Source organism: Donghicola sp. XS_ASV15, assembly GCF_041224595.1.
In the GTDB taxonomy this organism is placed as follows: Bacteria; Pseudomonadota; Alphaproteobacteria; order Rhodobacterales; family Rhodobacteraceae; genus Donghicola.
Map to the genome: position 1 here is coordinate 26,503 of NZ_JBGFGN010000131.1, position 22,507 is coordinate 49,009.

Consider the following 22,507-nt stretch of genomic DNA (forward strand, 5'->3'; position numbering starts at 1 on the left):
GATCCTAGGGCGTTGCCGCGAACATGGGCACTCTTTGCACACAGACCCCCAATAAAAACTGTTTCAAATAATTTTTGATAATCAGTTTCCCATCGGCTGTCATACTGCTGTCGCAAAGAAAGGACTTCCCCGAAGATGACCCGCTACACTCGTAATATGATCGGATACGGCCCCGATGCTCCAGACCCGCAATGGCCGGGGGGCGCAAAAATCGCCGTGCAGTTCGTCCTGAACTACGAAGAAGGCGGCGAAAACTGCGTGTTGCACGGGGATCAGGCATCCGAGGCATTCCTATCCGACATCGCAGGTGCGGCCATGTGGCAGGGCAAGCGCCACTGGAACATGGAGTCAATCTACGAATATGGCGCACGGGCTGGCTTCTGGCGCCTGCATCGCTTGTTCACCAGCGCGGCCATCCCCGTAACGATCTACGGCGTGGCCACAGCGTTGGCCCGCAGCCCCGAACAGGTCGAAGCGATGAAGGACGCCGGTTGGGAGATCGCCAGCCACGGCCTGAAATGGGTCGAACACAAGGACATGCCCGAGGATGAAGAGCGCGCCGCCATCGCCGAAGCCATCCGTCTGCACACCGAAGTGGTCGGCGAGCGCCCCCTTGGCTGGTACACGGGCCGTTGCAGCGAAAATACCGTCGGTCTGGTCGCCGAAGAGGGCGGATTTGCCTATGTCAGCGACACCTATGACGACGACCTGCCCTACTGGCTCGAGGTCGGGGATCGCGACCAACTGATCATCCCCTATACCTTGGAAGCCAACGACATGCGCTTCGCCACCGCGCCGGGCTACATCACGGGCGAGCAGTTCTATCAGTACCTGAAGGATGCCTTCGATACCCTGTACGCCGAAGGGTCGGATGGCCGCCCCGCCATGATGTCGATCGGTCTGCACTGCCGTTTGATCGGTCGTCCGGGCAAAATGGCGGGCCTGAAGCGGTTCATCGACTATATCGGGGGCTTCGAAGGAGTTTGGACCCCGACCCGCCTAGACATCGCAGAGCATTGGGCGAAAACCCATCCCCACACCCGCAAACAACGCCCCAGCCAGATGGACCGCGAAACTTTCGTAGGAACCTTCGGCGGCATCTTCGAGCATTCCCCGTGGATCGCCGAGCGCGCCTTTGATCTGGAACTTGGCCCTGCCCATGATCGCGCCGCCGGTGTTCACAATGCGCTGGCCCGCATGTTCCGCAGCGCCAGCTACGACGAGCGTCTCGGCGTCCTGCGCGCCCACCCCGATCTGGCCGGCAAACTGGCAGCCGCCAAGCGTCTGACCGCCGAAAGCACCTCGGAACAGTCCAGCGCGGGCCTCGACGCCCTGACCGACGAAGAACGCACCCAGTTCACCAATCTGAACACGGCCTACACCGAAAAACACGGTTTCCCGTTCATCATCGCCGTCCGCGACCACGACAAAGCCTCGATCCTATCCGCGTTCGAACGCCGGATCGCCAACGACAGCGCCGCCGAATTCACCGAGGCCTGCAAACAGGTCGAACGCATCGCCCGCCTGCGCCTCGAGGACCTGCTATGACCCAGTATGCCTTCCCCCCCGGTGGCCTGCCCGAACAAGACGGCGATCCCGTCGGCACCGCCATCTTCACCACCGCCTATGCCGTGCTGCCCGCTTGCACCCACCGCGACATCGTCACCAGCCTGCTGCCGGACTGGACCGACACCCGCGTCTGGATTCTGGGCCGCCCCCTCTCGGGCTTTGCCGAAACCTTCGCCCAATACGCGGTCGAGGTCTCCCCCAACGGCGGCTCCACCCGCCCGGAGCCAAACCCCGACGCGCAAGCAGTGCTGTTTGTCGCCAGCGGTACCATGACCCTGACGCTGGATGGCCAGACCTACACCCTGACAGCAGGCGGCTATGCCTACATCCCGCCCCACAGCGCATGGACCGTCCACAACCCCGCCGACGCGCCGCTGCAATTCCACTGGGTGCGCAAAAAATACCAGAGCGTCCCCGGCCTCTCGCGCCCCGACGCCTTTATTACCAGCGACCTAGAGCGCACCCCGACTCCCATGCCCAACACGGACAAATGGGCCACGACGCGCTTTGCTGATCCCGATGACATACGCCACGACATGCACGTCAACATCGTGACCTTCCAACCGGGCGGCCGCATCCCGTTTGCCGAAACACACATCATGGAACACGGCCTCTACGTCCTGACCGGCGAAGCAGACTACCTCCTGAACGACCAATGGGTCCGCGTTGGCCCCGGCGATTTCATGTGGCTCCGCGCCTTCTGCCCCCAAGCCTGCATCGCACGCGGGCACACACCGTTCCGCTACCTGCTCTACAAGGACGTGAACCGCCATCCGGACCTCGCGCTCTAATGCTTCATCTTTGCCAAAATACTCTCGGGGGGAGGCGCACATGCGCCGGGGGGCAGACAGCCCCCCTCCCCGCTCAAAGGCCCCACTATGACTGAAATCACCGCGCTCCCCCTCACCGCCGAAGCGTTCGCCCCGTTCGGGGACGTCCTGACCACCGCAGGCGACCCCGACAAGATCATCAACGCAGGTTTCTGCGGACGCTACCACGACCGCGCCACCGTGGATTTCGGCCCCGAGGGACGCGCAGGCATCAGCCTGTTCAACGCTGTTCCACGTGAAATGCCATACACTTGCGACCTGATCGAACGCCATCCCGAAGGATCACAGGCGTTCATTCCGATGCATGAGAATGAATGGCTGATCATCGTCGCCGAAGGACAGGGTGATGCCCCAGGCCAAATCCACGCATTCATCGTGCCGCCCCACACCGCCGTCAACCTACACCGAGGCACGTGGCACGGGGTACTGACGCCGCTCCACGGGCCGGGCCTGTTTGCTGTGGTCGACCGCATTGGCACCACGGTGAACCTCGAAGAATTCGGGTTGGAGGAACCCGTCATTGTTCATCGCGCCTAAACGCGGCGAACCAAAACCAAAGAGCCGACAATGGCCGCTATCAACCCATCAGGAAGGGACCTGTATAATGTCTGACGCATCCATCGGCACGCCAGCCGAACTCAAAGACCCGAATCACACACCTCCGCTCGCCAAGGCCGTGCCGCTGGGTATCCAGCACGTCCTAGCGATGTTTGTTTCTAACGTGACACCTGCGATTATCATCGCTGGCGCTGCGGGTTTCGGGTTTGGCTCGAACTCGCCTGACTTTCCGCAGATGATCTACATGATCCAGATGTCGATGTTCTTTGCTGGCATCGCGACTCTGTTCCAGACGATTGGCATAGGTCCCGTGGGCGCCAAACTGCCCATCGTACAGGGCACCAGCTTTGCGTTTATCCCGATCATGATCCCGCTCGTCGCGGGCAAAGGCGTAGATGCCATGGCAGTCCTCATGGGCGGCGTATTCCTTGGCGGTATCTTCCACTTTATTCTGGGCCTCTTCATCGGCAAGATCCGCTTTGCCCTGCCGCCGCTGGTCACGGGCCTTGTGGTCACCATGATTGGTCTGGCGCTGGTCAAAGTCGGTATCCAATACGCAGCTGGCGGTGTTCCTGCCATTGGCACCGAAGAATACGGCAGCGCACAGAACTGGTTCGTCGCGTTTGTCGTGATCTTTGTGACGCTGGGGCTAAAATTCTTCACCCGCGGAATGCTATCGGTATCCGCTGTTCTTGTTGGCTTGCTGGTCGGATACGCAGTCGCCTACCTGATGGGCATGGTGAACTTTGGCAATGTTGGCAACGCAGCCACTCTGGCCCTGCCGAACCCGCTGCACTTCGGCCTAGAGTTCACAGTCGCCGGTGTTGTTGGCTTCTGCCTGATGTCGTTTGTCTCGGCTGTTGAAACCGTGGGCGACGTGTCCGGCATTACCAAAGGCGGCGCAGGCCGCGAAGCCACCGACAAAGAGATTCAAGGCGCAACCTTTGCTGACGGTCTAGGCACTGCTGTTTCGGGCCTGTTCGGCGCCCTGCCCAACACCTCGTTCAGCCAGAACGTTGGCCTGATCGCCATGACCGGCGTCATGAGCCGCCACGTGGTCACCATCGGCGCGATCTTCCTGATCGTCTGCGGCCTGATCCCCAAAGTCGGCGCGATCATTTCGACCTGCCCGATCGAAGTCCTTGGTGGCGGTGTGATTGTCATGTTCGGCATGGTCGTCGCCGCGGGTGTCTCGATGCTATCTGACGTGGACTGGAAACGCCGCAACATGGTGATCTTTGCCATTGCGCTCAGCCTTGGCCTGGGCCTTCAGCTAGAACCCGCCGCGCTGCAATACCTGCCTCCGTCGATCAAAGTTCTGGCCACGAGTGGGATCCTCCCCGCAGCGCTGATCGCGATCGTCCTGAACCTGATCCTGCCCGAAGAACTGGCGGACGAATCGACCGAAGAAATCTCGGGCGGCATGAAGGGCCACCGTTAATTTATAGGGCAGAACTGCTGTCTTAGTCAGGGCGCGGTCCATCCGGATCGCGCCCTCTTTCGTCTATGGCCACGCGTCAAACAGCACAGGTTCAGGCTTAAACACACATTCCAGTCTTGTGTTATTCACGAAATTGAATATTTAGAGGTGACAGTTTTTCGGAGGAGTGCCCCATGGATCTGCGTCAGATCGACAAGACCGTTTCAGTCAGCCCACAGATTGAGTCCGCTGATCTGGCCGCCATCAAGGCCGCCGGTTTCCGCGCCATCATCTGCAACCGTCCCGATGGCGAAGGGGCTGACCAGCCCACGTTCGAAGAAATCGAACGCGCTGCCAAAGAGGTCGGGCTAGAGGCCTGCTACATGCCCGTCACATCGGGCATGGTGACCGACGAAGACGCTGCCAAGTTTGGCGAAGCGCTGGTTGAACTGCCCGGTCCCGTACTTGCCTACTGCCGCACCGGCACCCGATCGGCCACCCTTTGGTCACTGTCGCAAGCCGACAAGAAATCCTCATCGGACATTCTAGCTGCCACCAAGGGCGCGGGCTACGACATGGCCGGTGTGGTGCGCCGCATCGTGAATGGCGGCAAAACCCCCACGAGCGAAGGCGACGCAAAGTTCGACGTGGTGATCGTGGGCGCTGGTGCTGCTGGCATCTCGGTTGCGTCAAGCCTGCGCGCCCGCCAGCCCAATCTTGAAATCGCTCTAATCGATCCTGCGGACATCCACTACTATCAGCCCGGCTGGACGATGGTGGGCGGCGGCGTTTTCGACCCTGAAACCACCTCGAAAACCATGGGATCGCTCATCCCCCACGGCGTCCACTGGATCAAATCGGCCGTCGCAGCGTTCGAGCCTCAGAACAACGCTGTCGTGCTGGATGGCTGCCGCGTCGTGAAATACGACCGCCTGATCGTCTGCCCCGGACTGAAGCTGAACTGGAACGCGATCCCCGGTCTGGTCGACACGTTGGGCCGCAATGGCGTGACCTCGAACTACCGCTACGACCTTGCTCCCTACACCTACGAATTGGTGAAGGGCATGAAGAAGGGTCGCGCGATCTTTACGCAGCCGCCGATGCCGATCAAATGCGCAGGCGCCCCGCAAAAGGCGATGTACCTGTCCGGCGACAACTGGCAGCGCAACGGTGTTCTCGGCAATATCGACATCCAGTTTATGAATGCTGGCGGCGTTTTGTTCGGTGTCAAAGACTATGTCCCCGCACTGGAAGAATACGTGAAGCGTTACGACGCAACCCTGAACTTCTTCCACAACCTCGTGTCGATCGACGGTGATGCGAAAACCGCGACCTTCAAGGTGTCGAAGCCCGACACCGAACCGACCGAAGTCACAACCGAGTTCGACATGATCCATGTTGTACCGCCCCAGTGTGCACCCGACTTCATTCGCGTGTCGCCCCTGGCAGATGCGGCGGGCTGGGTCGATGTGGACCAAGCCACCCTGCGCCACAAGACCTATGAAAACGTCTGGTCGCTGGGGGACGTGATGAACGCACCCAACGCGAAGACCGCTGCGGCGGCCCGCATCCAAGCGCCCATCGTGGCTGAAAACGTCAGCGCCGACATCGAAGGCAAGTCGCCTCGCGCCGTCTACAACGGCTACGGCTCCTGCCCGCTGACCGTCGAACGCGGCAAGATCGTTCTGGCCGAATTCGGCTACGGCGGCAGCCTGCTGCCCAGCTTCCCCAAGTGGGTTCTGGACGGCACCAAGCCGACCCGTCTGGCTTGGCTGCTCAAAGAGCAAATCCTGCCCCCCGTTTACTGGAAAGCCATGCTCCGCGGCAAAGAGTGGATGGCGACTCCTGAAAAAGTCAGCGCTAGCTGATCACGATGGGCGGGCGCTTCCTCCGGCGCCCGCCAATTCCTACCTTCCCGAGAGGCCAAGTTATGGCACGACGCACCACCTCGCTTAAACGCTACTTCCCGATCTTTGACTGGCTGACCAGCTACAACAAAGAGACCCTGACCAGCGACCTCGTGGCCGCCGTCATTGTTACGATCATGCTGATCCCCCAGTCGCTGGCCTATGCGCTGCTAGCGGGTCTGCCAGCCGAAGTTGGCCTCTATGCCTCTATCGCCCCTCTGGTGATCTATGCCGTGTTCGGCACCTCTCGTGCTCTGGCGGTGGGCCCTGTGGCTGTCGCCTCTCTGATGACGGCTGCCGCTGCGGGTCAGTTGGCCGCGAACGGCACTCCTGAATACTACACGGCTGCGATCCTGCTGGCGTTCTTGTCTGGCTTGATGCTGACTGTGATGGGCCTGTTGCGGCTCGGCTTTTTGGCGAACTTCCTCTCGCATCCCGTGATTTCGGGGTTCATCACCGCATCCGGTGTGATTATTGCGGCCAGTCAGGTGCGCCACATCCTTGGCATCCAAGGCGGCGGCGACAACCTGATAGAAATCGTCCACCGCATTTTTGAAAACATCGGCGAGGCAAACTTGCCCACGATCATCATTGGTGTGGCGACAACGGCCTTCCTGTTCTGGGTACGCGGCAATCTGAAGCCTCTGCTCGCTAAGATCGGTCTGACCGGACAGCTCGGCGCGGCTCTGGCACGTACTGGCCCTGTCGCTGCCGTTGTTGCGACCACGCTGGTCACCTACGGCCTCTCGCTGGATCAGGCAGGTGTCAAAGTTGTGGGCGACATCCCCACCGGCCTCCCGGGCCTCGCCATTCCCAGCTTCGACCTCGGTCTCTGGAGCCAGATCGCCATCCCTGCCCTGCTGATCTCGATCGTGGGCTATGTAGAGACGATTTCGGTCGCGCAAACTCTGGCCGCTAAACGCCGCCAGCGCATCGACCCTGACCAAGAGCTTATCGGTCTGGGCACTGCGAACCTCGGCTCGGCCCTGTCCGGCGGCTTCCCCGTTACAGGTGGCTTCTCGCGCTCGGTCGTGAACTTTGACGCAGGCGCGCAGACACCCGCCGCAGGTGCTTTCACCGCAGTTGGTATCGGCCTTGCGACCCTGTTCCTGACCCCTGCCCTGTTCTTCCTGCCCAAAGCAACACTGGCCGCGACCATCATCGTTGCTGTGCTCAGCCTCGTGGACTTCTCGATCCTGAAAAAGACATGGGCCTACTCGCGCGTCGATTTCGCTGCTGTCTTTGTCACTATTGTGGTTACTCTGGCCTTCGGAGTGGAAAAGGGCGTGTCGGCGGGCGTTCTGCTGTCCATTGGCCTGTTCCTCTACAAAACCTCGCGTCCGCACATTGCAGAGGTCGGCCTTGTTCCCGGCACCCAGCACTTCCGCAACATCCGTCGCCACGACGTGAAGACACATCCCAGCCTGCTGACCATCCGCATCGATGAAAGCCTGTACTTCGCGAATGCCCGCTACCTCGAGGACTACGTGATCGACCGCGTCGTCTGCGATCAGCCGATCAAGAACGTCGTCCTAATGTGCAGCGCCGTGAACGAGATCGACATGAGCGCCCTCGAAAGCCTCGAGACGATCAACACGCGCCTGTCGGAAATGGGCATCAAACTGCACCTGTCCGAGGTCAAGGGCCCCGTCATGGACCGCCTACAGCGCAGCCACTTCCTGCACGAACTGACCGGCAAGGTCTTCCTCGCGCAGTACGATGCTGTGGTGGCCCTCTGGCCCGAAGCCTCGCGCCCTGCGGTCGCCTAAAAACATTGACCCGCGCGCCTCTTTTCAGCTAGGCGCGCGGGCATGACCTCTTCCGCGAAAAACACCCCTTGGCACGGCGCCCTGATCGAAGGCGCAACAGCCACCCTCTGGACCTTTGACGCGGGCCGCACCATAGAGCCCGCCCAGACAGAGGCCCTGCCTGATAACACGATCATCGCAGGCGACAGCAGCTACACCTCAGCTGTGCCCTGCCCCGTGATCCCGGATGCCCTGCCATCCAACGGCTCCCAGCGCGTTCTGCCTACCGTGACCCAAGCCGCCCCGCGCGACCGCCTGACATGGGCGCGCGTTGCCGCCATCGGCTTCCAAAGCCTGAACCCCGAATGGGATGGCATCCTGTGCCTGCCCGGTCACGACACAACTTACTGGGTCCATCTCTCGGCCAAAGAAATCGTCAGCTTCCAAGGCTGTGCAACCCCGCAACTGGCTCGTACCCTGAACGCAGGTACGACCCCGGAAACCGAGGCGGCGGAGCAGACCATGTCTCGCCCTGCGAACCTTGCCGCGCAAATCCACACAGCGCAGGTCAGCCAGAACGCAAACGCTCTGCTCGGTCATCTCTTGGGTGCTGAAATCGCTGCGACCCGCCCCTACTGGCTGGGTCAAGAGGTAGCCCTGATCGGCACGACACCGATCACCGAGGCCTATGCCACCATCCTGAACGCGCAGCACGTTCCCCTAATCCGCGCTGACGGCACGAAAATGGTGGAAAAGGGCTTACAGATCCTGAACGCCCTCTAATCTTCAACTTGGGACAAAATACCCCCGCCGGAGGCGGAACTGCCGCCTCCAGACGCGCCGCCTGATCAGGCTTCGGTGCCGACCTTGTCCGCGTGATCCTTGTGAATGAACTTCGCGTCGCAATATCCGCATTCGACGTAGCCGTCGCTCTCTGGGATCATCAGCCACACGCGCGGATGGCCCAGAGCGCCCTCGCCGCCATCACAGGCAACACGATAGGTATCTACGATCTTGGTTTCCGGTGCTTTGGTGGTCATATCTGTCCTCACAGTTGTCGCAGGGCGCTATGCGCGTTAGGTGCGATACTATCGGCACATTGGCAAGGGGCAAGAGCGGTGAGCAACGCGATCGAAATCGAAGGCCTTCGGAAAATCTACAGCGGCAGCGGAAAATCCGCGCCCAAAGAGGCTCTGAAGGGGATCGACCTATCCATTCCCCGCGGATCTGTCTTTGGCCTCTTGGGTCCGAACGGGGCGGGCAAATCGACGCTGATCAATATTCTGGCGGGGCTCGTGGTGAAAACCGAGGGCGCCGTGCGCATCTGGGGCTGGGATCAGGACAAGAACCCACGCCAGTCCCGCGCCTCGATCGGGATCATGCCGCAGGAACTGAACCTAGATCCGTTCTTCACCCCCCGCGGCTCGCTCGAGGTTCAAGCCGGTCTCTATGGCGTTCCCCGCAGCCAACGCCGTAGCGATGAAATCCTGAAGTTCGTTGGCCTTGAAGACAAAGCCGAGGCCTATGCCCGCACGCTGTCAGGCGGGATGCGCCGCCGTCTGCTTCTCGGCAAAGCACTCGTCCACCGCCCCCATATTCTGGTTCTGGACGAACCGACCGCGGGCGTCGACATCCAGCTGCGCCAGATGCTGTGGAACAACGTCCGCAAGCTCAATCAGGAAGCGGGCATGACCATCATCCTGACCACGCACTATCTGGAAGAGGCCGAAGAGATGTGTGACGAGATCGCCATCATCAACGAGGGCTCTCTGGTTGCGCAGGACACGACCGCGAACATGCTAGGCCGTCTGGATGCCAAGGCGATGGTGATCCAGCCCGAAACCACTCCTGACCGCCTACCCGAGGGCGAAGGGCTGGACGTCTCCACCCGCCACGACGGCGCCTTGGTTATCCGCTATCATAGCAAACAAATCACGGCTGACCGTGTTCTACATGCCGTCCGCGATGCGGGAATCGTGATTCGCGATGTGAAGACCGAAGAAGCCGATCTGGAAGACGTCTTCCTGAAGCTGACCCACAGCGCCGGAGCGTCAGGAGTAGATGCCTGACCAGATGTCGGTGATCGCCTCCTGATCACCGGACAGGATGGGCTGCAAGAACTCTCCGACGGCGCCAATCGCGCCGTCCATGACCTCGCCGCCGACCTTGCCCGCGAAGCGCCCCGCCAGATCGGACAGGGCCCGCTTCATCAGCCCGCGGAAGGACGGATCATCCAGTTTGCCCGCACGATAGAGGCCGCGCTTCACCTCGGCTTGCTGATCCGCAGTCATGAATTCCTCGAGCACACTCGCCAGTCCCGAGACGGGCAGCCGCACCAGACTGGGATTGAAACTGGCATCCGTGACGACACGTGCACGGCGGCAGATCTCACCCAGATGCGCCTGAACGACAGGGTTTTCGACCTCTAGCACGAACCAGTTGGCATCTCGAAAGTAGCTGTCATTCATGATGACCGACCGCACCTGATCGTCCAGCTGACCCGACTGAGTCTGCCGAATTTCCAGATCGAACATCAGATTACGGGCCTTTGATCGGCTGACATGCAGATCAGCCATCACCTGATAGAGCGCCGCATCCTGAGCAACGACGCCTGCATCCCGCAGGGTCCGAAAGATCAAAAGATCCACTTCCCGTTTGGGCAAAACACCAAAGGCGGGCATCGTGTATTCCACCAGCAACCGCCCCAGCAACGCTTGCAGTTCTGGCTTCTCAAGTTTGTTCAGCGCGCCCGCAATATCCATAGAAAAAGGCCCTCCGTTTCCAGAGAGCCTTTGGCAAATCGCGTGAATGGGCGGTGAACCGACCGCGCGTTACTCAGCCTTGGCCAGCATTCGGCCCAGATTGCGGCCACCCAGAATATGGAAATGCAGATGTGGCACTTCCTGGATTGCGTTCTCGCCTGCGTTGGCGATGGTGCGGAAGCCACCGTCTTTGACGCCAACCATCTCGCAGACCTTGCCGAAAGTGCGGTTGAAATCGAGGATCTCTTCGTCCGAGGCCGTCTGACAGAAGTGGTCGTAGCAGACATAGGGGCCCTTGGGGATCACCAGCACGTGGATCGGCGCCTGAGGGTAAATGTCATGGAACGCCAGCGTATGCTCGGTTTCCAGCACGGTTTTATTGGGGATTTCCCCGCGCAGGATTTTCGCGAAAATGTTCTGGTCGTCGTAAGTGTAGGACATCGGCAGCCTCAGTCAGAGAACAAGTAATGGATTTGCATAATCTCTAGCGCTGTATCGCCATCGACCTCAAGGAAACGCGTCAAGGCTTCGGCATTTTCCTCTGGGCTGGCCTCTTCGTTGATGCGTTCGTAGTTCTCGTATTCCTTGTCGCGGATGCGGTCGAGCTCGTGATACAGGTCGTTCCGCAGCGTCGGCACCAGTCGCTCCAGTTGTTCATCCGTGGTGTGATCGCCCGCAAGACCCGTCCGTTTTGCGTGGCCGGCTAAATATTCATCACTAAAAGAGCAGTTGATCTCGAGAACGCGGGTCCTAGAGCGGTCAGACATGAAGTCCTGCAACAGATCAAGGTTCGATGGGTCCATACAGAGAATCATCTTATCGGTCTCGTAGACCTCGTAGAGCATCCGGACCAGCACGCGGCGGTGACGGGCCCGCTTGTCCAGACTGCTCTGGATGCCCCCCAGATCGGGCAGCGGCGTCCCCTCTTCTTCGAACAGGTATTCGACGCCAGCAACGTCCACGCGCTGTTTGATCTGGTCCAGCAAACGCTTGGCCACATGCCACTTCTTGCAGACGATGATCAGCAGTTCGCGGTGCCGGCCAAGGGTCGCCTCAGCCTCCCAGAAACGGGGGGCAAAACGCCGCCCCACACGGCCACGACCTGCAAGAAATTTGTACAAGTTGCGCCCCTCATCCGAGATGCGGAATTCCACATCCTCAGTTGCCCACAGCTCACCCAAGCGGGCGCGTAACTCTTTGGCTTCGGGGCTGATCTTGCGGGCAAAAAGGAAGTTCTGCGCCAGCAGCATGTCATAGTGGTCGTTGTAGAAATTCACCGGCATTCCGTAGTCGTTGAACATCAGGAATGTCAGCGTGCGGGTTTCGATTTCCTTGGCGGGCACCAGATGGCGGACCAGCGTCTGAAAGAACGTCTCGTCAGGAATCCACGTGGTCCTGAAAAAGCGCATGACATCCTTGCGCTTCTTGGTGAAATCGAGGATCGCCTCAATCGTTTCGCGGCGCAGACACCACCACTGACTGCCGATCTGGACGTCAATGTCATGGGGGATTTCTCGGGTCAGCCCCAACCGCTGCTGCCACTCAAGGCTCTTGTAGAACAACCACTTATTGTTTCGTTCGTTGAACCAGTGCCGGTAAATAAGGCGCTCTTCCTTGATGCCCGTCTTGATCCAGTCGCTCGAGAAGAAATCGAAACTCTCGATAAAGTCACGCTCGTTCGCATCCAGAAACTCGTGCGCATATTCCGCAGTTTTGACTGACATACAGTCGCCTGACAGCATGTAAAAATGAGTTGCACGAGGAAAGGCATCGGTCGCGGCCTCAACCGCGTACAAGGATGCCTCAACCAGGCTCCATTCACCCCAGCCGCACTTGATACGTTTGGTGGCAAAAGCGACGTTCGGGTTCGGCCCCAAAGCCTCTTTGATCATGGCGAAATGCTCGGGTTTCGCACGCGCATCAAAGTGGATCGAGATGTAGTCACCTACCGCGGTCAGCCGCTCTGCCTGATCAATAATCGCCTTGGGGTCTTTGTGGCAGAGAAGTATAAATGCAATGCGCGACATGTGCTCCACAATCCAGTAAAACGCGTCCATACCTTGTTAGGCGAGATGCGGAATTGAATAAACCGCAATTCTTTGCTTTGTATTAGTAATATTAAACGCGAGCCGCGTTTCGGAGGATTGTGTATGGGATTTCCAGGGACCTGGATGACCGAGAGCGAGAGCGTCGTGTACCGCGTCGTTCCCAAGTGTGCCTGCTCGACCATCGGGCAGATCATGTTCTATTCGGACCATGGTCGTTTCTTTGACGGAGACATTCACGACTCCAAGTTCGGCCTGCATAAGTGGTCACAAGACGACAGCCAGCTGTTGATCGAGCGCAACGTGCAGTCGCACAAAAGTTATGCGTTCACCTGCGTGCGCAACCCCTACACCCGCGTGCTGTCGTCGTTCTTTGACAAGATCTGCGGCATCCAGCGGAACGGGCGCCGGTATCGCGGCAACCTCGTCCCCCTGCTCATCCAGAAGTACGGGATCGAGGTCGGCGGCGAGGACGGCAAGCAAGAGTTTGACCAGATCAAGTCATTCCGCCGCTTTCTGCTGTTCACCCGTGACACCATCCGCTGGCGCCGCCCGATGGAGCCGGACATTCACTGGTCGGCCATGGCAGGTCACGTCAGCACGTTCATCGTGAACGGCGGGCGCTACAACAACATCTTCTGGACCGAGGCATTCAACGACGGCATGCAAAGCGTTCTGGACGCGATCGAGACACCGCATACCGTCGATTTGGCGAACATCCCGCGCTTCAACGAATCTGAAGGCCACGGCCCCAAACGCGCCCATCCGGTCGAGGATTACTTTGACGATCTGTCGATGCATCTAGTCAAAGAAATCTACCACCGCGATTTCGAGCTGTTCAAATATGACTTCGATAATCCGGGCAACAAGATGCCCATCGGCGAGATTGACCTAGATGAGGTTCACGCCAAGCTCGGTGAGTAAGTTCAGCAAACGCCCGATCCAGACCGGACCGGGCGTTTTCTTTTATTCGCCGTAGGGGACCCAAATGTTTTTGACGCGGGTCGCGGCCTCTAGGAACTCTGTTCCTTCGCCGTCCTCACCCATCCAGTCGCGGCTCAGGGCGTTGTTCACCCAAGTCCGCTTGAGGTTCGTCGTGCTTGCGGCCTCGATCTGGCCGGACAGGTCGGTGCTGCTAAAGCTCCAGACTGCGTCCAGATCCATGTGCTGCGCCATCGTCTTGGCCAAATCGCCGTGGCAGCCAGTCAGGATGTTCACCACGCCCGCAGGCACGTCAGAGGTTTCGAGCACCTGAATAAAATCCGTCGCCAGCAGCGGATAGGGTTCCGACGCCACCAAGACCGAGGTATTCCCCATCGCCATCAGCGGTGCCATCACAGACACCAGCCCCAGCAAGGGCCGCTCATCAGGACAAATCGCGCCCACAACGCCGACGGGTTCATTCATGGCCATTGCCACGCCCTTGATCGGGACACCGTGCACGCGGCCATCGTATTTGTCGGCCCACGCGGCATAGGTGAACAGGCGGTTAATGGCGGCTTTGACCTCGGCAGTGCCGTCGCCACGTCCGGTCAGGGCATCAATCCGCTCGGCGAACTCATAGGCCCGCGCCGACAGGTTTTCGCCCAGATAGAACAGGATTTGCGCCCGCAGGTGGCCGGTTGTTTTGGCCCACCCTCTGGCGCCATGCGCGGCCTCGACCGCGTTGCGAATATCCTTGCGGCTGGCGATGCTGACCTGCCCCGCCAACGCGCCATCGGCCTGCCAGATGGACTGTGAATAGCCGCCATCGGGCCGTGCCTGCTTGCCGCCAATGTACAGTTTGGCCGTCCGGTCGATGGCATCGACAGGCAGACCGTCACCCTCTTTGGGCTCGACCTTGGCCAGTTCACGGGGCTCGCGGTTCGGGCGGGTATAAGCGCTCAGACCTTCCCATCCGCCTTCGCGGCCAAAGCCGCTCTCGCGCACACCGCCGAAACCGGCAGCCGCGTCGAACAGGTTGGTCCCGTTCACCCAGACCACGCCAGCGGCCAGCTGCGGGGCCACGTCCAAAGCGCGGTTGATATTCTCGGTCCACACACTGGCGGCAAGGCCATAGCGCGTGTTGTTCGCGATCTGCACAGCCTCTGACGGCAAGCGGAAGGTGGTCGAGACCAGCACCGGCCCGAAGATTTCCTCTTGCATCAGGGTGTCGGCGGGCGACAGGCCAGTGATCAGGGTCGGCGGGTAATAGCAGCCGTCGGCGGGCATCTCGGCAGCGCTCCGATACAGTTCGCCCGAGGTGTTGCTATCAACCAGTTTCGTGATCGTCTCGACCTGCACGGGGTCAACAATCGCGCCCACGTCGATGCATTTGTCCAACGGATTCCCGATCCGCAGTCGGTCCATACGTGCCTTCAGCCGCGCGTGGAAATCATCGGCGATGCCCTCTTGCACGATCAGGCGCGAACCTGCGCAGCAGACCTGCCCTTGGTTAAACCAGATCGCATCGACGAGGCCCTCGACCGCGCTGTCCAGATCGGCATCCTCGAACACGATGTAGGCGGACTTGCCCCCCAGTTCGAGCGTCAGCCCTTTACCACCCCCAGCCGTCGCCTTGCGAATTTTGCGGCCAACAGAAGTTGAACCAGTGAACGCGACCTTATCAACGTCGGCATTCACCACCATTTCGCCGACCGCGCCGTCGCCTGTCACGATGTTCACCACACCTGCAGGCAGGCCGATCTGGCGGCAGATGTCGGCAAAGCACAGGGCGGTCAGGCTGGTGTATTCGGCGGGCTTCAGCACCACGGTGTTGCCCATGGCGATGGCTGGCGCGACCTTCCACGCCAGCATCAGCAGCGGGAAATTCCACGGGATCACTTGACCGCACACACCCACGGGGGCACGGTCTGCCATCGTTTTGTCCATCAACTGCGCGTGGCCCGCGTGGTGGTAGAAGTGGCGCTGAACCAAGGGGATGTCGATGTCGCGGGACTCTCGGATCGGCTTGCCGTTGTCCAAAGTCTCCAGCACGGCGAGCAGCCGCCCGTGCTTCTGCAGCGCACGGGCGAGCGCGTACATGTACCGCGCACGGCCCGCCCCGCCCAAAGCCTCCCATTTCGGCTGGGCCGAGCGGGCGGCATCCACAGCAGCATCCACGTCGGCTTGGGTGGCTTGGCTCAGTTCGGCCAGCACCTCGCCCGTCGCAGGATTGCGGGTTTCGAAGGTGTCGCCAACCTCGGTGAAGGCACCGTTGATAAAGTGGCCAAAGCTGCTGCCGTTATCGACAAGCCAAGCCAGCGCCTCGGCGGCGGATTCAGGGGCGGGACCGTAGTTCATGGTCTCAAAAATCTCTTTCACGGACATGTCGGATTACCCCATCGGGTGGCGGTAAGCGGCGGAATAAGCGCCGGTGATGTGGTGTTCGAGCTGGCGTTCGATGTCGCCGAGCAGGGACGACGCGCCAAAGCGGAACAGATCGGGGCGCAGCCAACAATCGCCAAGTTCCTCTTTGATCAGGGCCAGATAGTTGATCGCGTCCTTGGCCTTGCTGATGCCGCCCGCAGGTTTATAGCCGACAACATGGCCGGTCTGCGCGTAGTAGTCACGAATCGCCCGCAGCATCACCAGCGTCACAGGCAGGGTCGCGTTCATAGGCTCTTTGCCGGTCGAAGTCTTGATGAAATCAGCACCCGCCATCATGCAGATCAGGCTGGCTTTGGCGACGTTCCGCAGCGTGCCAAGCTCGCCCGTGGCGAGGATCGCTTTGACATGCGCATGACCGCAGGCATCGCGGAAGGCGCGCATTTCATCGTACAGCGCCTGCCAATTGCCACTCAGCACATGGCGGCGCGAAATCACGATATCGATCTCATGCGCACCCGATTTCACCGACTCTTCGATTTCAGCGATCCGTAGGTGCAAAGGCGACAGACCCGCAGGAAACCCCGTGGACACCGCTGCGACAGGAATGCCAGAGCCATCGAGCCCTTTGACTGCAGCCTCGATCATGTCGTGATAGACACAGACGGCGCCAACGGTCAGCCCCTCCATGCCCAATGCGCTCAGGATGTCGGCGCGGACGGGTTGGCGGGCCTTGGCCGTCAGGCGGGCAACGCGGCCCACTGTGTCATCGCCGGACAGGGTGGTCAGGTCGATGCAACTGATCGCGCGGCACAGCCAAGCGGCTTGATAGTCTTTCTTCACGCTGCGGCGACCGGGCAAAGTGGCACAGCGGCGTTGAATGGCGGCGGTGTTGGCTTGGGCGGCGTTCACCCATGCCATATCCAGCGGAACGCCCGGATTGCGGGCGAAGTCCGCGTCTGGCGCAAGATCGTAGGTCGAAGGCACGGTGCTTCCTGTGATCTGGAATTGACTCTTTGGTCAACTTGTCACGCCCGCGCCATCGGAACAAGAGCGGCGCAACGTCAGGCGGGCGGGTTAAACACCTGCGCCAACGCTTCGGCGGTTTCCCGATCCGGCGCCAGATCACTCTGTTGTTTGAGTTGGCGGTTGGATTTCCAGCCCGTGGTCGTCGACCGGCAGTGCCAAAACTTGCCCTGCTTCGACTTGAACAGGCTCGGCAAAGGCAATCTTTCCAGCAGATGGGTGTCCCACTGGAAGCCACCTAGCGGCCCCCTAGGATTAATGCACCACTTGGTGGGACAGGGCTTCTCGCTCTGTTTCATGTGCGTGTGGCTGGAATGCAGCGAGGGATCAGATGCCTCTGGGTCGGGATAACGCCAGTATCCCGGCACTCGCACGAACCCGCCCCACGACTTCAAAGCCAGATCAAAGATTGTCGTCCCCGGCGTATAAATCAGCTCGTCGACATCACAGCTTAGGACAGCGCGCGCCTGCCGCATCCAGCGCAGCCGGAGCACATTAAAGAGCGCAGTTTGAAGGTATTTTTCCGTCCGCGCATAAGGTGCACGTCCCCGAGGACCATATTTCCAAGGGACCGACACCACCATGATCCGCTTCAGATCGGTCAAGGACAGCGCATCTTCGATGTCCTGAACGCTGTAACTCGTCGAGCCGTTGTCCAGCAGCACCAGCGCCTCGAGCCCGTGCATCTCGACATGGTAGCGGGCAAAGTCAGTGATCCAGCGCAGGTCGTTATTCTTGGACAGGCACAGCGCTGTATTCAGGCCATCAAACGGCGCGGTTTCCTCTGGGTTCACGGGTGACGCAATAGTCGCCCCGAATGCCTGGAGCCGCACCTCAGTGGGACAGGTCGTAGAGGGTAGCTCAATAATATCGTGCCGGTAAAACTGCCGAATACGCAATATCTTGACCGGCAGACCATCCAGCGAAAAGACGCCTTGTTGCACGCCGGTTTTCAGGTTGTTCAACTTCGGACAAATCAGATGGACGCGGCCGTCTCGGTAGATCGCATCGAACCAAAGGGTCGTATCATCGAACCCCTGCGCGTAACCGTCGCGCTGGTGCTTTGCCGACAGCTTGGACTGTCGGAACGTTCCCTCTGGCAGAGCAGCATGGGCGAGCGTCCGCCCCCGGATAAAACGCGTATTCAAGTCGTCATGTGTCATGACCTTCGTGTTCCCCGAGAACTGCTAGAAGTCAAATACCGATCAGCACAGCGCCTGCAATTTCCAACAGAATGAAGAAAGTCCGCATCAAACCGCGAGACGTGATGCGATCCCGTCCAGCATGTCCAGACACTGAGCCATTTGCGAGACATCAACGTATTCGTCCGGCTTGTGTGCCTGTGCGATGTAGCCCGGTCCGCAGACCACCACGTCCATGCCGATTGATTGGAATAGGCCGCCTTCGGTGGCAAAAGCCACCACATCAACATCATTTTCGCCGGTCAGAGCCAGTACAAGATCGCGCGCTTCGTTGGTGTCCATGGGCTCTAGTCCCGCGACCTCACCAAGCGTTTCTGTAATGATCTCAGCGTCGGGCCAACGCTCTTGCATCTGAGGGAGCAGCGCCTCCTGCACGTAGCGTTTCACTTCACTGGTGACGTAATCATAGTCCGCGTTTTGGACGGGCCGGAATTCCCACTCAACTTGGGCCTTGCCCGGGATCACATTATGCGCGACGCCACCATGCAGGCCGCCAACATTCAAGGTCGTCCAAGGCGGATCGAAGCGACCATTTTCAGGCGCACGGGATTTCAGTCCTTCGCGTACTTCCAGCAAGTGGCTGACATACTTCACCGCATACTCCACCGCGTTGAGACCCGCATCCGGCGCGCTCCCGTGCCCCTCAAGCCCCGTAAAATGGGTGGTGTATTCGCAGCACCCTTTGTGCCCTTCGATCACCCGCATACCCGTAGGCTCACCAATTACGCAAATCTTCGGTTTTATCGGAAAACTCCGTAACTCCTTCACAAGTGCTTGCGCCCCAAGGCAGGCCGTTTCTTCGTCGTATGTGAAAGCACAATGCAGCGGTCGTTTGAGCGACTCCGCATCCAAAGTCTCGATCAGCGCGAGGCAACAGGCGATATACCCCTTCATGTCGCATGCGCCCCGGCCGTAAAGACGGTCATCCTTGAGGACCATTTCAAAGGGATCGCTGGTCCAGTCTTGATCCGCAACTGGCACCACATCCGTATGGCCGGACAGAACAATCCCGCCGTCTACTCTGGGTCCAAGCGTTGCCCAAAGATTTGCCTTGGCCCCCGTCTCATCCGAGTGAATGACGACCTCGGCCCCAGCTTTCTCAAGTATCTTTTTGATGTAGTCGATCATCTGCAGATTGCTGTCGACCGAGATCGTGGGAAAGCCAATCAGATCACCCAAGATCTCTTGCGCACGGGATAAGGTGCTCATGTCGCGTCACTTTCCGTCATAGTTTCTGCTCGCATACTGTCCGGCTCGCGTCGGGAATCAAGCTGCATTCTTCTTTCGATTGCACAGCTCTCGAACTGTCGAAACCCAAGCGAATCGATTGATTCGAGTGCCCAAGTTCGCGTCAGACGACCATGCGAGCAGCAATTCGAAAACAGTGTCGCGAAAATTTTACCTTGCCACCCTAAGGATTTGGCGCGGCATCTGACCGTTGATAATACCCGTGACAGGTTCTCTCAAATGCCCCTGCCCTTTGGTCGGGCTTCGCCATCGAAAACGGGCTCATCGCCTTGTTTGCCTAGGAAAAGTGCAGTTCCTGTGGGCACCACATTCACTGAATACGTCGCTTTCGTAGTCCATTTGGTCGGCTTCCACGCTGCGGAATTAACGTTTGTCCTGACTTGCTTGTGTAGGCCGCTGTTCACCGAAACCCACTGTTGCATGACTCGACTGCACGGGTTTTAGTCGAAGGCGAAAAAGTGCAGCACAAAAGCTGCCGCATACACAGGGAGCCAGTTTTGGCGCAAACACATTCAAACGATGCGTTCGTCGCCTTCGAACGCGTGCAAAAAAGCTATGACGGCGAAACATTAGTCGTCAAAGACCTTAACCTGTCGCTGCCGAAGGGCGAGTTCCTCACGATGCTCGGGCCGTCGGGTTCTGGCAAAACCACCTGCCTGATGATGCTGGCAGGCTTTGAGACCGCCACCTACGGCGAGATCAAGCTAGATGGGAAGCCCATCAACAACATCCCGCCCCACAAGCGCGGCATCGGGATGGTTTTTCAGAACTACGCGCTTTTCCCCCACATGACCGTCGCCGAGAACCTCGCCTTCCCTCTGGAAGTGCGCAAGCTCGGCAAGTCCGAACGCGAAGCGAAAGTAAAGCGCGCTCTGGACATGGTGCAGATGGGCGCTTTTGGTGGCCGTCGCCCTGCGCAGCTTTCGGGTGGTCAGCAGCAGCGTATCGCGCTGGCTCGTGCGCTGGTGTTCGAGCCTGAACTGGTTCTGATGGACGAACCGCTCGGTGCGCTCGACAAACAGCTGCGCGAACACATGCAGTTCGAAATCACCCGCATCGCGCATGATCTGGGCATCACGACTGTTTATGTAACCCACGACCAGACCGAAGCGTTGACCATGTCGGACCGCGTCGCTGTATTTAACGACGGCCGCATCCAGCAACTGGCGCCACCGGACGAGCTCTACGAAGCGCCCCAGAACAGCTTCGTTGCGCAGTTCATCGGCGAGAACAACACCATGGAAGGGACCGTCCAAGAGCTTCGCGATGGATACGCCAAGGTGCGTCTCGACAGCGGTGATGTCATCGATTGTAAGCCTGTGAACGTTGGCAAAGCGGGCGACCGCACGCTGGTTTCGATCCGCCCCGAGCGCGTTGAAATTGACAAATCGCGCCTACACCCCGATGCCCACACGCTCAAGGCCGAAGTGCTGGAATTCGTCTACATGGGCGACATCTTCCGCACGCGCCTGCGTGTCGCAGGCCGCGAAGACTTTGTCATCAAAACTCGTAACGCTCCGGATCAGCGTCGCCTCAAGCCCGGCGAGATGATCGAAATCGGCTGGCTGGCAGATGACTGCCGCGCGCTGGACGCCTGATAATTAAGCGTTACACTCAGAGATACCGCAGCGAACAAAGTCGCTGCGGCGCCTCGCAGACGAGGTCGGATGCGAGGGAAGGATTTCACGGCCTGTCCCGGGGCTGGGAATCATCAATATCAAAATCCGGGCGCCTATTAGGGAGTAAGAAATGAAACTCACCAAAATGATGCTGACCACCACGGCTCTGACCGTTGCCGCCGGTGCTGCATTCGCCGAAGGCCATGGCTCGATGGCTGACTCGATGACCGTTGTGTCGTGGGGCGGCGCCTATCAGAACAGCCAGGTGAAAGCATACGTCGAACCCTACGTCGAAATGAACGAAAGCCTCGAAGTTGTCACCGACGAAAGCTCGGCCGAAGCAGTGACCAAGCTGCGCGCGATGTCCGAAGCCGGCAACATCACTTGGGACGTCGTTGACGTTGTGGCTGCAGACGCGATGCGTCTTTGCGACGAAGGCCTGGCGCTGGAAATCGACCCCGACACCATGCTGGCAGACGCGCCCGACGGCACCAAAGCGTCCGAAGACTTTGGCGATCTGATCGTCAGCGAGTGCTTCATCCCGCAGATCGTGTATTCGACCACCTTCGGCTACCGCACCGACCTGTTGGACACCGCTCCGACCAGCGTTTGTGACATCTTCGACACCGACACCTTCCCCGGCAAGCGCGCACTCGAAAAGCGCCCGATCGGCAACATGGAGTGGGCTCTGATCTGTGACGGCGTCGCAATCGAAGACGTCTACGACACTCTGGAAACCGAAGAAGGCGTCCAGCGCGCATTCAACAAGCTCGACACCATCAAGGACGACGTTGTCTGGTGGTCGGCGGGTGCCGAAACGCCCCAGCTTCTGGCTGACGGCGAAGTGACCATTGGTTCGACCTACAACGGCCGTCTGTTCTCGGCGATCGCCGAGCAGGGTCAGCCCATCGGCATGCTCTGGGACTGGCAGATGTTCGACCTTGACGGCTGGATCATCCCCGCAGGTCTGCCCGAAGACCGTGAAGCACGCGCTCTGGACTTCGTGAAGTTCGCAACCGACACCCAGCGTCTGGCGGATCAGGCCAAGTACATCTCGTACGGCCCCGCACGCGCATCGTCGGCACCGCTGGTTGGTCAGCACGCCGAACTGGGCATCGAAATGGCGCCTCACATGCCGACCGATCCCAACAACGCGCAGAACACCTTCCTGTTCAACTACGACTGGTGGGCAAGCTACCGCGATGACCTGGACGCACAGTACCAGGCATGGCTGCTGCAGTAATCTGAATTCGGAAGGGGGGCACCT

The 22,507-nt window shown here is 59.6% G+C and carries 19 protein-coding genes; 11 read left to right on the top strand and 8 right to left on the bottom strand.

Translation table 11 applies throughout. The features are described from left to right. The first annotated feature begins 135 nt into the window (after positions 1 to 135). The 7 genes from puuE to AB9K37_RS09760 all read left to right on the top strand — a co-directional run bounded on the left by puuE (position 136) and on the right by AB9K37_RS09760 (position 8,815). Positions 136 to 1,548 carry an allantoinase PuuE gene (puuE, locus tag AB9K37_RS09730; protein ID WP_369837789.1) on the top strand — a complete coding sequence of 471 codons (1,413 nt, stop codon included), beginning with the start codon at positions 136 to 138 and terminating at the stop codon, positions 1,546 to 1,548. Continuing rightward, the gene (locus tag AB9K37_RS09735; protein ID WP_369837793.1) at positions 1,545 to 2,360 is read left to right on the top strand and encodes a bifunctional allantoicase/(S)-ureidoglycine aminohydrolase; all 816 of its coding nucleotides are present in this window, start codon (positions 1,545 to 1,547) and stop codon (positions 2,358 to 2,360) included. The genes puuE and AB9K37_RS09735 overlap by 4 nt, the downstream gene beginning before the upstream one ends. Before the next feature lie 87 nt (positions 2,361 to 2,447). Beyond that, positions 2,448 to 2,936, top strand: a complete 489-nt coding sequence (locus AB9K37_RS09740) for an ureidoglycolate lyase (protein WP_369837796.1) — start codon at positions 2,448 to 2,450, stop codon at positions 2,934 to 2,936. A 67-nt stretch (positions 2,937 to 3,003) separates the two neighbouring features. After that, on the top strand, positions 3,004 to 4,398 hold the full coding sequence (locus tag AB9K37_RS09745; RefSeq protein ID WP_369837798.1) for a uracil-xanthine permease family protein: 1,395 nt from the start codon (positions 3,004 to 3,006) through the stop codon (positions 4,396 to 4,398). 173 nt (positions 4,399 to 4,571) lie between these two features. Continuing rightward, positions 4,572 to 6,245: a TIGR01244 family sulfur transferase gene (locus AB9K37_RS09750; RefSeq protein WP_369837801.1), complete on the top strand. Its 1,674-nt coding sequence runs from the start codon at positions 4,572 to 4,574 to the stop codon at positions 6,243 to 6,245. 62 nt (positions 6,246 to 6,307) lie between these two features. Next, positions 6,308 to 8,053, top strand: coding sequence for a SulP family inorganic anion transporter (locus tag AB9K37_RS09755; protein ID WP_369837804.1), 1,746 nt, complete (start codon positions 6,308 to 6,310; stop codon positions 8,051 to 8,053). A 42-nt stretch (positions 8,054 to 8,095) separates the two neighbouring features. Continuing rightward, the gene (locus tag AB9K37_RS09760) at positions 8,096 to 8,815 is read left to right on the top strand and encodes a 2-dehydro-3-deoxygalactonokinase (protein ID WP_369837807.1); all 720 of its coding nucleotides are present in this window, start codon (positions 8,096 to 8,098) and stop codon (positions 8,813 to 8,815) included. A gap of 65 nt (positions 8,816 to 8,880) precedes the next feature. On the opposite strand, the gene AB9K37_RS09765 is transcribed toward AB9K37_RS09760, so the two are convergent. After that, positions 8,881 to 9,072, bottom strand: coding sequence for a zinc-finger domain-containing protein (locus AB9K37_RS09765; protein ID WP_072708224.1), 192 nt, complete (start codon positions 9,070 to 9,072; stop codon positions 8,881 to 8,883). A 78-nt stretch (positions 9,073 to 9,150) separates the two neighbouring features. Between AB9K37_RS09765 and AB9K37_RS09770 the strand changes: the two genes are divergently transcribed. After that, positions 9,151 to 10,101, top strand: a complete 951-nt coding sequence (locus AB9K37_RS09770; protein WP_369837810.1) for an ABC transporter ATP-binding protein — start codon at positions 9,151 to 9,153, stop codon at positions 10,099 to 10,101. On the opposite strand, the gene AB9K37_RS09775 is transcribed toward AB9K37_RS09770, so the two are convergent. The 3 genes from AB9K37_RS09775 to AB9K37_RS09785 form a co-directional block, all read right to left on the bottom strand. Beyond that, positions 10,084 to 10,794 carry a hypothetical protein gene (locus AB9K37_RS09775; protein ID WP_369837813.1) on the bottom strand — a complete coding sequence of 237 codons (711 nt, stop codon included), beginning with the start codon at positions 10,792 to 10,794 and terminating at the stop codon, positions 10,084 to 10,086. The genes AB9K37_RS09770 and AB9K37_RS09775 overlap by 18 nt on opposite strands. 69 nt (positions 10,795 to 10,863) lie before the next feature. Further along, entirely contained in the window at positions 10,864 to 11,235 is a 372-nt protein-coding gene (locus AB9K37_RS09780) for a histidine triad nucleotide-binding protein (protein ID WP_369837815.1), read from the bottom strand. 8 nt (positions 11,236 to 11,243) lie between these two features. After that, positions 11,244 to 12,821, bottom strand: a complete 1,578-nt coding sequence (locus AB9K37_RS09785) for a DUF5928 domain-containing protein (protein ID WP_369837818.1) — start codon at positions 12,819 to 12,821, stop codon at positions 11,244 to 11,246. Between the two features lie 123 nt (positions 12,822 to 12,944). On the opposite strand from AB9K37_RS09785, the gene AB9K37_RS09790 reads away from it, so the two are divergent. Next, positions 12,945 to 13,763 carry a sulfotransferase family protein gene (locus AB9K37_RS09790; protein WP_369837821.1) on the top strand — a complete coding sequence of 273 codons (819 nt, stop codon included), beginning with the start codon at positions 12,945 to 12,947 and terminating at the stop codon, positions 13,761 to 13,763. A gap of 42 nt (positions 13,764 to 13,805) precedes the next feature. Here the strand turns inward: AB9K37_RS09790 and AB9K37_RS09795 are convergent, their stop codons facing one another. The 4 genes from AB9K37_RS09795 to argE all read right to left on the bottom strand — a co-directional run bounded on the left by AB9K37_RS09795 (position 13,806) and on the right by argE (position 19,582). Beyond that, positions 13,806 to 16,148, bottom strand: coding sequence for an aldehyde dehydrogenase family protein (locus AB9K37_RS09795; protein WP_369837824.1), 2,343 nt, complete (start codon positions 16,146 to 16,148; stop codon positions 13,806 to 13,808). Positions 16,149 to 16,154: 6 nt separating this feature from the next. Continuing rightward, entirely contained in the window at positions 16,155 to 17,132 is a 978-nt protein-coding gene (deoC, locus tag AB9K37_RS09800; RefSeq protein ID WP_369837827.1) for a deoxyribose-phosphate aldolase, read from the bottom strand. 77 nt (positions 17,133 to 17,209) lie between these two features. After that, positions 17,210 to 18,334, bottom strand: coding sequence for a hypothetical protein (locus AB9K37_RS09805; protein WP_369837830.1), 1,125 nt, complete (start codon positions 18,332 to 18,334; stop codon positions 17,210 to 17,212). Positions 18,335 to 18,421: 87 nt separating this feature from the next. Beyond that, positions 18,422 to 19,582, bottom strand: a complete 1,161-nt coding sequence (gene argE / locus AB9K37_RS09810) for an acetylornithine deacetylase (RefSeq protein WP_369837833.1) — start codon at positions 19,580 to 19,582, stop codon at positions 18,422 to 18,424. Between the two features lie 536 nt (positions 19,583 to 20,118). Between argE and AB9K37_RS09815 the strand changes: the two genes are divergently transcribed. Both AB9K37_RS09815 and AB9K37_RS09820 read left to right on the top strand, forming a co-directional pair. Further along, the gene (locus AB9K37_RS09815; protein WP_369837836.1) at positions 20,119 to 21,219 is read left to right on the top strand and encodes an ABC transporter ATP-binding protein; all 1,101 of its coding nucleotides are present in this window, start codon (positions 20,119 to 20,121) and stop codon (positions 21,217 to 21,219) included. Positions 21,220 to 21,370: 151 nt separating this feature from the next. After that, positions 21,371 to 22,483, top strand: a complete 1,113-nt coding sequence (locus tag AB9K37_RS09820) for an extracellular solute-binding protein (protein ID WP_369837838.1) — start codon at positions 21,371 to 21,373, stop codon at positions 22,481 to 22,483. Positions 22,484 to 22,507 lie beyond the last annotated feature (24 nt).